This is a genomic window from Actinotalea ferrariae CF5-4, assembly GCF_000603945.1.
Taxonomy (GTDB): domain Bacteria; phylum Actinomycetota; class Actinomycetes; order Actinomycetales; family Cellulomonadaceae; genus Actinotalea; species Actinotalea ferrariae.
Window position 1 is genome coordinate 1 of the sequence record NZ_AXCW01000176.1, and the last position, 8,559, is coordinate 8,559.

General features: G+C 76.3%; 8 protein-coding genes and 1 pseudogene. 3 read left to right on the forward strand and 6 right to left on the reverse strand.

Annotated features, from left to right (window positions below):
- The 6 genes from N866_RS13630 to N866_RS13655 all read right to left on the reverse strand — a co-directional run.
- Positions 1 to 683 (reverse strand): recombinase family protein (locus tag N866_RS13630; RefSeq protein ID WP_342668429.1); only part of this gene is annotated, 683 nt, incomplete at its 3' end.
- The gene (locus N866_RS13635) at positions 565 to 1,557 is read right to left on the reverse strand and encodes a type II secretion system F family protein (RefSeq protein WP_052023051.1); all 993 of its coding nucleotides are present in this window, start codon (positions 1,555 to 1,557) and stop codon (positions 565 to 567) included. The genes N866_RS13630 and N866_RS13635, both read right to left, overlap by 119 nt.
- A complete protein-coding gene (locus tag N866_RS13640; protein ID WP_034227274.1) occupies positions 1,554 to 2,414 on the reverse strand; it encodes a type II secretion system F family protein in 861 nt (286 codons plus the stop codon). Before N866_RS13640 ends, N866_RS13635 begins: the two co-directional genes overlap by 4 nt.
- A gap of 3 nt (positions 2,415 to 2,417) precedes the next feature.
- Complete coding sequence (locus N866_RS13645; protein WP_034227275.1) at positions 2,418 to 3,662, reverse strand: TadA family conjugal transfer-associated ATPase; 1,245 nt, start codon at positions 3,660 to 3,662, stop codon at positions 2,418 to 2,420.
- Positions 3,663 to 3,789: 127 nt separating this feature from the next.
- Positions 3,790 to 4,839, reverse strand: a complete 1,050-nt coding sequence (locus N866_RS21010; protein WP_245612595.1) for a GmrSD restriction endonuclease domain-containing protein — start codon at positions 4,837 to 4,839, stop codon at positions 3,790 to 3,792.
- A 45-nt stretch (positions 4,840 to 4,884) separates the two neighbouring features.
- Entirely contained in the window at positions 4,885 to 5,829 is a 945-nt protein-coding gene (locus N866_RS13655; protein WP_155855372.1) for a DUF4349 domain-containing protein, read from the reverse strand.
- A gap of 266 nt (positions 5,830 to 6,095) precedes the next feature.
- Between N866_RS13655 and N866_RS13660 the strand changes: the two genes are divergently transcribed.
- From N866_RS13660 to N866_RS13670, 3 genes and pseudogenes are all read left to right on the forward strand, one after another.
- Positions 6,096 to 7,043, forward strand: a complete 948-nt coding sequence (locus tag N866_RS13660; protein ID WP_052023054.1) for an oxygenase MpaB family protein — start codon at positions 6,096 to 6,098, stop codon at positions 7,041 to 7,043.
- Positions 7,044 to 7,132: 89 nt separating this feature from the next.
- Positions 7,133 to 7,891, forward strand: coding sequence for an ABC transporter ATP-binding protein (locus N866_RS13665; protein WP_034227277.1), 759 nt, complete (start codon positions 7,133 to 7,135; stop codon positions 7,889 to 7,891).
- Positions 7,867 to 8,559 (forward strand): annotated as a pseudogene (locus N866_RS13670) (ABC transporter permease); the annotation flags it as partial. The gene N866_RS13665 and the pseudogene N866_RS13670, both read left to right, overlap by 25 nt.

An 8,559-nucleotide genomic window follows, 5' to 3' on the forward strand; every position in this document is an offset into this window, starting at 1 on the left:
GACCGGTGGATCAGGGCTGAGGTCGTGGTCCACTTCGCGCCCGTGCTCGTCGGCAGCCCCTCGGCATTCCATCGCTTGACGAGCTGTGCGACGGCCCTCCCTGCGAGGACGTGCTGAGCGGCTTCCCGCAGCGCCTCCGCCTCGCGCTCGACGACGGTTACGCGCCCGTCTGCGCGGTCGTAGCCGAATGGTCGGCGGGTCCACTGCGCCTTGCCCTGTTCGGCCCGCTGACGGTTCGCGCGGCGCTGACGGGTGCCCTTTCGCTCCACCTCGCCGCGCGCGACGGAGGCGAGGATGCGGGCGAGCATCCGGCCCGTGTCGGTACCGAGGTCGAGGTCGCCGGTGACGGTGGCGAGGCGGACGCCCGACGTCTCACAGAGCCCGATGACGTCCTCGAGATCGACGAGCCGGCGCGTCAGGCGGTCGACGTGCCAGACGACGACGGCGCCGATCTCCCCAGCCTTCATCATGGCGAGGAGCCGCTGATAGGCAGGGCGCACCCGGCCTGACGATGCCGACATGTCGTTGTCGACGAGCACGTCGCGGACGGTCCAGCCTCGCCTTTCAGCGAGCGCGCGACAGTCTGCGATCTGGCGCTCGACCGCTGCGCCCTCGCCCGTTCGGTCGAGGCTTTGCCTCGCGTAGATAACTACGTCCATGTGAGTAAGGGTAGCGCTTGACATCCGGGACGAGCATCGCGACCTCCTTGCGCCCGCCTGTCTCCATGAGCTCGCGCCGCCCCGCCTCACGGGCGTCCTGCGCCTGGGCGCGGAGGACCTCGGCGAGCGGCGTCCCCCGGTCCACCGCGACGGCGATCGCCTCGCTGAACCGGGCCAGCGGGACGAGGCCCGTCCGGTCCGCCAGGGCGTCGAGCGCGGTGGTGAGGGGACTGCCGGCCCGGACTTCGGCGACCACCCGGGCCAGCTCGCCGCTGAGCTCGCCGCGTGCCGTCCGGCTCACGCGCTCCAGCGCACCGAGGGCGCCCTCGCCCGCCGCGACGGACAGCGCGAGCAGCTCGGCGACGGTCGGGAGCTCGGCCATGAGCACGCGTTCCCGGCGGCGGGTGGCCAGTGCGAGACGACGGTCGCTCGCCACCAGCCCCGCCGCGGTTGCGGCCAGGACGAGGACGACCCCGGCGGTGGCGGGCGTGCCGCGCGCGGCGCTGAGGAGCAGGGCGGCCGCGAGTCCCGCGGCCGCGCCCACCACGGCGAGCACGACCTGCTCGGCGCGCAGCTCCTCGACCGTCTGGCGGCGCCCGGCCCGCACGAGGCGGCGCTGGAGCTCCGCCGTGGGCGAGCCCAGGCGCTCGACCACCCGCACCCCGTCCCGCATGAGGGGAGCCAGGAGGCGCGCGAGCACGGGGAACGGCGCGCGCGCCGGGGCGCGTTCGAGCAGGGCGGACCCGGTCGGCCGGCGCCGCAGGTACGGGGCGAGGCGCTGGTCGAGAGTGGGCGTCCGGGCACGGAGCCGGCTCACCACGAGCCAGCAGCCGAGGGCGGCCAGCGACCCGACGGCGGCGCCGACCAGCCCGGGTGTCGAGTCCACGAGGTCCGTCACCGCAGCACCCGGACGTCCTCGGGGAGGCGGGCTACGCGCAGCATCAGCTGGTACGCCACCAGCGTCGAGGCGCCGCCTGCGAGGAGGACCGCCGCGCCGGTCGGGGTGTCGTAGGCGGCCGCGGCCTGCGGTCGCGAGGCCAGGAGCGCCAGGACGAGCCACGGTGCCGCCGCGGCGAGCCGGGCGGCGTTGACGGTCCAGCTCTGCCGCGCCTCGAGCTCGCCGCGGGTCCGCAGGTCCTCGCGCAGGAAGTGGGCCAGCGTCCGCAGCAGCCGACCCAGGTCGGAGCCGCCCACGTCGCGGGTCAGGCGCAAGGCCTCGACGATCCGATCGGCGACCGGGTCCGCCAGGCGCGCCTTGAGCGTGTCGAGGCACTCGCCGAACCGGCCGCTCACCCGGTGGTCCTCGGCGAACGCGAGGAAGGCCGGGCGCAGGTCCTCCGGCCCGCGATGGCCCAGCTGCGCCAGGGCCTCGGGCAGGGACAGGCCCGCCCGGATGCCCGAGGCGAGGTGGTCCACCACCTCCGGCCAGACCTCACGGAGCGCGGCGCGGCGCCGTCGGGCGCGGGACCGGACGAGGGCGAGCGGGGCGCCCCCCGCGAGGAGCCCGAAGCACAGGCCGACGGCGGGGACCCCGACGACCGCCGTGACCGTCACCAGCACGAGGGCACCGAGCAGGGCACTGGCACCGACGAGGCCGCCGGCGGACACGCCCGTGACGCCCGCCTGGGTGAGGAGGTCGGTGAGCCGGTCGGACCACCGCGCACCCCGCAGCGGCGTCGCGGGCGGCTCCGCCGTCACCGCCCACAGCAGCAGGCACAGGCCCGCCCCGAGCACCAGCCCCGCCACGACGCCCATCGCTCAGCCGACCTGCTCGTGCAGGAGGGCGGCGACGTCGACGCCGATCCGCTCGAACCGCTCCGGGTGGGGCGGGAAGCCGTCCGCGCGGACGAGGACGCCGTCCCGCCGGTGGAAGACGTCGCTGGTCTCCACGACGCCGTTCTCCACCCGGCCCGGCACCGCGACGATCTCGCGCGTGCGCCGGCGTCCGCGGGCGTCGACCTCGAGATGGACCACGAGGTCGATCGCGGCGGCGACGGTCGGGACGACGAACGCCGCCGACACGTTCTCGCCGGCCAGCAGGGGGAGGGTGCAGAGCTTGGTGAGCGCCTCGCGGGCGCTGTTCGCGTGGACCGTGCACATGCCCGGCACGCCGGCGTTGAGGGCGATGAGCATGTCCAGGCTCTCCGCCTCGCGGACCTCGCCGATCACGATCCGGCTCGGCCGCATCCGCAGGGCCTCCTTGACCAGGCGTCGCAGGCTGATCTCGCCCGCGCCCTCGAGGTTCGGCTGGCGGCACTGGAGGGCCACGACGTCGCGGGTGGGCACCTGGAGCTCGAACACCTCCTCGCAGGTGATGACGCGGTCGCGGGGCGGGATCGAGCCGGCGAGGGCGTTGAGGGTGGTCGTCTTACCCGCCTGCGTGGGTCCCGACACGAGGATGTTGAGGCCCGCGGTGACGGCGGCGTGCAGGAAGCGGGCGGCCGCGGGCGTCAGGGAGCCGAGGGCCACGAGGTCGTCGAGGTGGGTCGCCCGGGCGACGAACTTGCGGATGTTCACCGCCCAGTGCCGCCGCGTCACGTCCGGGATGGCGACGTGCAGGCGCTCACCGCCCGGCAGGGCGGCGTCCACGAACGGGCTGGACAGGTCCAGGCGCCGCCCGGAGAGCCGGAGCATCCGCTCGACGAGCTCCCGGACCTGCTCCTCGCTCAGGAGCGTCGTGGTGAGCTCGGCCTCGCCCCGGCGCGCCACGAACACCTGGGTCGGTGCGTTGATCCAGATCTCCTCGACCTCGTCGTCGTCGAGGTACTGCTGCAGGGGGCCGAGGCCGCCGACGGCGTCCTGCACCGCCTTGCGCGTGCCGGCCGGGTCCGCCAGGGGAGGGACGTCGCCGCGCAGGGCGCGGCGGTCGTAGTCGGTGAGGACGGCCGCGACGAGGTCACCCAGCGAGCGCGGGTCGGCCAGCGGGTCGATCCCCCGACGACGCACGAGCTCGCGGACCTCGTGCTCGACGAGCACGGCCGCATCCCCCTGCACGACAGCCATCCAGCCCCCTGGTGCCCCCGAGGGCGCCCCCTGACGCCCCCACGCACCCCGCAGGGCGCGGGCCGAAGGTAGCGCAGGCGGACCGCCCGCCGGGAGCCGTGGCACGCACTGTGGACAGCGGCGCGTCCTACTCGCAGCCGATGCCGTCCCGGTCGCGGTCCAGGTGGGTGCCGTAGCCCGGGTCGCCGACGCGGACCGGCGCGGCGCCCGCAGCGCGAGCCTCCGAGCAGTTCGCGAAGGACACGGTCTCGGGGGCAGGGGCAGGGGCAGGCGGCGTGGGGGCGGGTGCGGGTGCCGGGGCGACCGGAGCAGGGGCCGGTGCGGGCACCGGTGCGGGCGCGGGCGTCGGGGGAGCGGGCAGGGCCTGCACGGGAGCGTCCCCGCCCGGCAGCGGCTCGGCGGGGCAGTCCGCCAGCACCCGCACCATCGCGTCGCGCTCCGCCGGGGTGACCCACACCGCGTACATGACCTTCACGGCGACCTGCCGGGCGACGTACGCGCACCGGAAGCCCTTGTGCGGCGGGAGCCACGTGGCCGTGTCGCCGTCCCCCTTCTGCGCGTTGAGCGGCCCGTCCACGGCGAGCAGGTTGAGCGGGTCGTTCGCGAACGTCACGCGCCGGGCCTCGTCCCACTGCTGGGCGCCCTTCTGCCACGCGTCGGACAGCGCGACCACGTGGTCGATCTGCACGGCGGTGGACGTGGCCTGCCCGCGGACGAACGCGATCGTGGTCCCGGAGTACGGGTCGGCCAGGGTGCCGGTGAGCACGACGCAGTCGCGGGTGCCCGGCTTGAACGTCTCGTCGACCAGGTCGCGCGCGAGCATGTCGTTACGGGTGTCGCAGCCGTTGCGGTCCGTGTCGACCCAGCCGGACCCGAACAGGTCCCTGTCGTACCCCGTCCTCGGTGCGCGGCCCTTGACCTCGAGCAGCTCCACCGCGGCCAGCGCGGTGCCCGGTGCCGTGGGCGGCTCCGGGGATGCCGGTGCCGCGGGCTCCACCGCGGCGCCGTCCTCCGGGGCGGTGGGCGACTCCGTCTCCGCCGGGGCGGGGGTGGGTCCGGCCGCGGGGACCGCCGGGAGCGACGGGGTGGCGGTGGGCGCCGTCGTCGGCAGCGCCGTGCCGCACGCGGTGAGCGTGAGCAGGATCGCTGCTGCAGCTGCGCCTGTCGCGGAGGTCAAGGTCAGGCAGCGTCGGGGCACCCCTGCATGATCGGCAGCAGGGGCTCAGTCGCGAGGGACGTCCCCCGACGACGCGCCGCCGCCCACGCCGACCGGCTCGGCGGGAGGGGTAGCGACAGGGGACGCCGTTGTCACCTGTCGCCGCATGCGGGACCGTAGCGCGATCGCCAGGAGGGCCACCACGCCGAGGGCGATCGCCCACGGCAGCAGCACGCCGACGACGAGCAGGACCGTCCCCACCGCCGTGACGAGGGACTCCCAGCCGGTGCTGACGCCGCCCCAGAAGCCCGTCTGGGCCACCGCCGGCGCCGCGTCCGCGGTCCACATCTCGAGGCGGAACGTGGCCATCTCGACCCGGTCCGCCAGCAGCGCCCGCTGGGACAGGAGCTGCTCGAGCTGCTCCTGCCGGTCCGTGAGGGTCTGCTCGGCCTCGATGACGGCCTGCGTCGTCGTGGCCTGGGCGAGCAGCGCCTCCAGCCGGCCGACGGACGTCTCCAGCGCACGGACCCGGGCGTCGAGGTCCGTGACGTCGCCCGTGACGTCCGTGCTGGTCAGCTGGACGCTGCGCACGTCCCCGAACGCCCGCAGCTGCTCCAGGACACGGGACACCTCGGTCGCCGGGACCCGCACGACGAGGCTCGCGGACGCGTCCTGGACGCCGTCGACGCCGGACCCCGCGTTCTCCACGCGCTCGGCCACGCGCCCGCCGGCGTGCTCGACCAGCAGCGCCGCGTCGTTCGCAGCCGCCCGGGGGTCGTCCACCGCGAGCACCACAGTGCCCTCGGTGATGACCTGGCGGTCCGCGTCGCCGACGCCGACCCCGTCACCGCCGCCCTCGGCGCTCTCCTCGACCGCGCTGGTGTCCGCCGCGCCGCCGGACGCCTCGTCGCCGCTCTGCGCACCGGACCCCACGCACCCCGCCAGCAGCGCCACGGCCAGGGCGGCGGTGGGCAGCGCGAGGGCCGCGCGTCGCGGCAGGTGGGAGGTCATGTCGACCACGCTAGGCGCGTCGGTGACGCCCCCTGGGCCGTTCGGTGAATCGTGACGGGATCGATGCCCGAGGGCCCGGATGTGACCCTCCCGTGACCGCCCCGACGGCGTGCCGTGACCCGTCGGGGGACCGACCGGCGCGGGTTCCTGGTGTGCGCGGCCGCCCACGCCGAGGGCGGCCCGCCCGACGGCCCGCTGAGACCGGGCTGTGACGCGGCCCCCGAACGGCCCTCCCGGCGGTGGGCGCGGACCGGTGGCGTGTGACGATGGCGAGCGTGCCCACCGACCGCCCCGTGCACCCCCTCGCGCGCGTCCGCGCCGGGCTGGCCGGCGCCCTCCTGACCCGCGTCGCCGGGCCGGAGCCTGCCGAGGCCCGGGCCGCGATCCACTCCGCGCCCGGCCCGCGCTGGTTCGACCCCGCGAGCCCGATCGGGCGGGTGCACGGCGACGCCTCGATGTTCCCCGGCGGGGTGCGCGCCCTGCTGCTGCAGTCCCTGCACCCCCGCGCCATGGCGGCGGTCGCCGGCCACTCCGGCTACAAGGCGGACCCGTGGGGACGGCTCCAGCGCACCGCGACCTTCCTGGCCGCGACCACGTTCGGGCCGGACGCCGGCGCGCGCCAGGCCGTGGAGATCGTCAAGGCCGTCCACCGCCGCATCAAGGGCACGACCCCGGACGGGGAGCCCTACGAGGCGGACGACCCCCACCTGCTGCGCTGGGTCCACGTCGCGGAGGTCGACAGCTTCCTGGCGGCGCACCAGGCCTACGGGCGCCGACCGCTCGACGCCGCCGGGTGCGACGCGTACGTGCGGCAGGCCGCCGTCGTCGGCCGCGAGCTCGGGGCCACGGACCTGCCGCTGACCCTCGCCGAGCTCCACGAGCAGATCGAGGCCTACCGGCCGGAGCTGCGCGTCACGCCGGCCGCCCTCGAGGCCGCGCACTTCCTCCTGCGGGAGCCGCCGCTGCCCAAGGCCGTGCTCCCCGGCTACGCCCTCATCACCTCGGCGGGCGTGGCCCTGCTGCCCCGGTGGGCGCGGGAGCCGCTGCGCCTGTCCGACGCCCCGCGGTTCGAGCGCGCCGTCGTCCGCCCGGTCGGCCGGTTCGTCACCGGGACGATCCGCTGGGCCCTGGACTCGGTGCCGGCCGCGGAGCCGCCCGGTCCGCTCGTGGTGGCGCCGCCGCAGGGCAGCCTCCCCGCCTCCTCGGACGTCTGAGGTGACGTCGGCCCGGCGTCGGCCCTGCGTCGGCGCTGCGTCCGGCCCCGTGCGCGGCCGACCGGTACGCCGGCCGTAGGCTCGCCCGCATGATCGCCGTCCGGCTGCGCGGGCTCGTCAAGCGCTTCGGCACCACGCTCGCCGTCGCGGGCGTCGACCTCGACATCCCCGCTGGCTCCTTCTACGGGGTCGTGGGGCCCAACGGCGCGGGCAAGACGACGACGCTGTCGATGGCGACGGGCCTCCTCCTGCCCGACGCGGGCACCGTCCACGTGCACGACGTCGACGTGTGGCGCCGCCCGCAGGACGCCGCGCCGCTCCTCGGGGTCCTGCCGGACGGGCTGCGGCTCTTCGACCGCCTGACCGGCCCGGAGCTCATCTCCTACGCGGGGCTGCTGCGCGGGATGGACCGGGACGTGCTGGCCGCCCGCCGCGACGACCTCGTCGCGGCCCTCGACCTCGGCTCCGCGGGCAGCACGCACGTGGGCGACTACTCCGCGGGCATGACCAAGAAGGTCGCCCTCGCCTGCGCGCTCGTGCACGCCCCGCGCGTCCTCGTCCTGGACGAGCCGTTCGAGGCCGTCGACCCCGTCTCGGCCACCGCGATCCGCGGGATCCTCCGCGGCTTCGTCGCCACCGGCGGGACGGTCGTCCTGTCCAGCCACGTCATGGCACTCGTGGAGCAGGTGTGCGACCACGTCGCCGTCGTCGCGCAGGGCCGTGTGCTGGCCGCCGGACCGCTGGACGAGGTCCGGGCGGGGCAGGACCTGGAGACCCGGTTCATCGACCTGCTCGGTGGTGCGCGCGAGCGGACGGAGCTGTCGTGGCTGCGACCCTCCTCCGGCTGAGGGCGACGCTGCTGCGCCGGGCCCTGGCCGCCGAGCCGTGGCGGCTGGTGCTGCTGGTGCTCGGCTGCGTCTGGGCACTCCTGACCCTCCCGTCTGTCCTGGGCGGCATGGCGTGGGTGGCCCGTCAGCCGCCCGACGTCGCCCACGACGTCCTCGTCGTCGCCGGCACCCTGCTGGTGCTCGGGTGGGCCGTCGTGCCCGTCCTGGTCCCGGGGCTCGACGACTCCCTGGACGTGCGCCGGTTCGCCACCTCCGGCGTCCGGCCCGCGCGGCTCGTGCCCGGCCTGCTGCTGGCCTCCCTGCTCGGGGTGCCGACCGCGTTCACCGCGATGCTCACGCTGGCCCCGGTCGTCGCGTGGGGCGGCGCGGGCCGCGAGGGCTCGCAGGTCGCGGCCGTGGTCCTGGCGCCGGTCCTGCTGGTCACGTGCGTGGTGACGTCCCGGATCAGCACGGGGCTGGTCGGCCGTCTCCTCGGCGCGCGACGCTCGCGCGAGGTCGCGCTGGCCGCCGCGGTGCTCGCCGTCGTCGGGCTGGTCGTCGTGGTCGCGCAGGCGCGCCGGCTCGGGCTGGAGGGCGTGCTGGAGGGGGTCCCGGAGGTGGCGGCCGTCCTGGGGTGGACGCCCCTGGGCGCCGGCTGGTCGGCGCCGGCCCTGCTGGCGGCGGGGGAC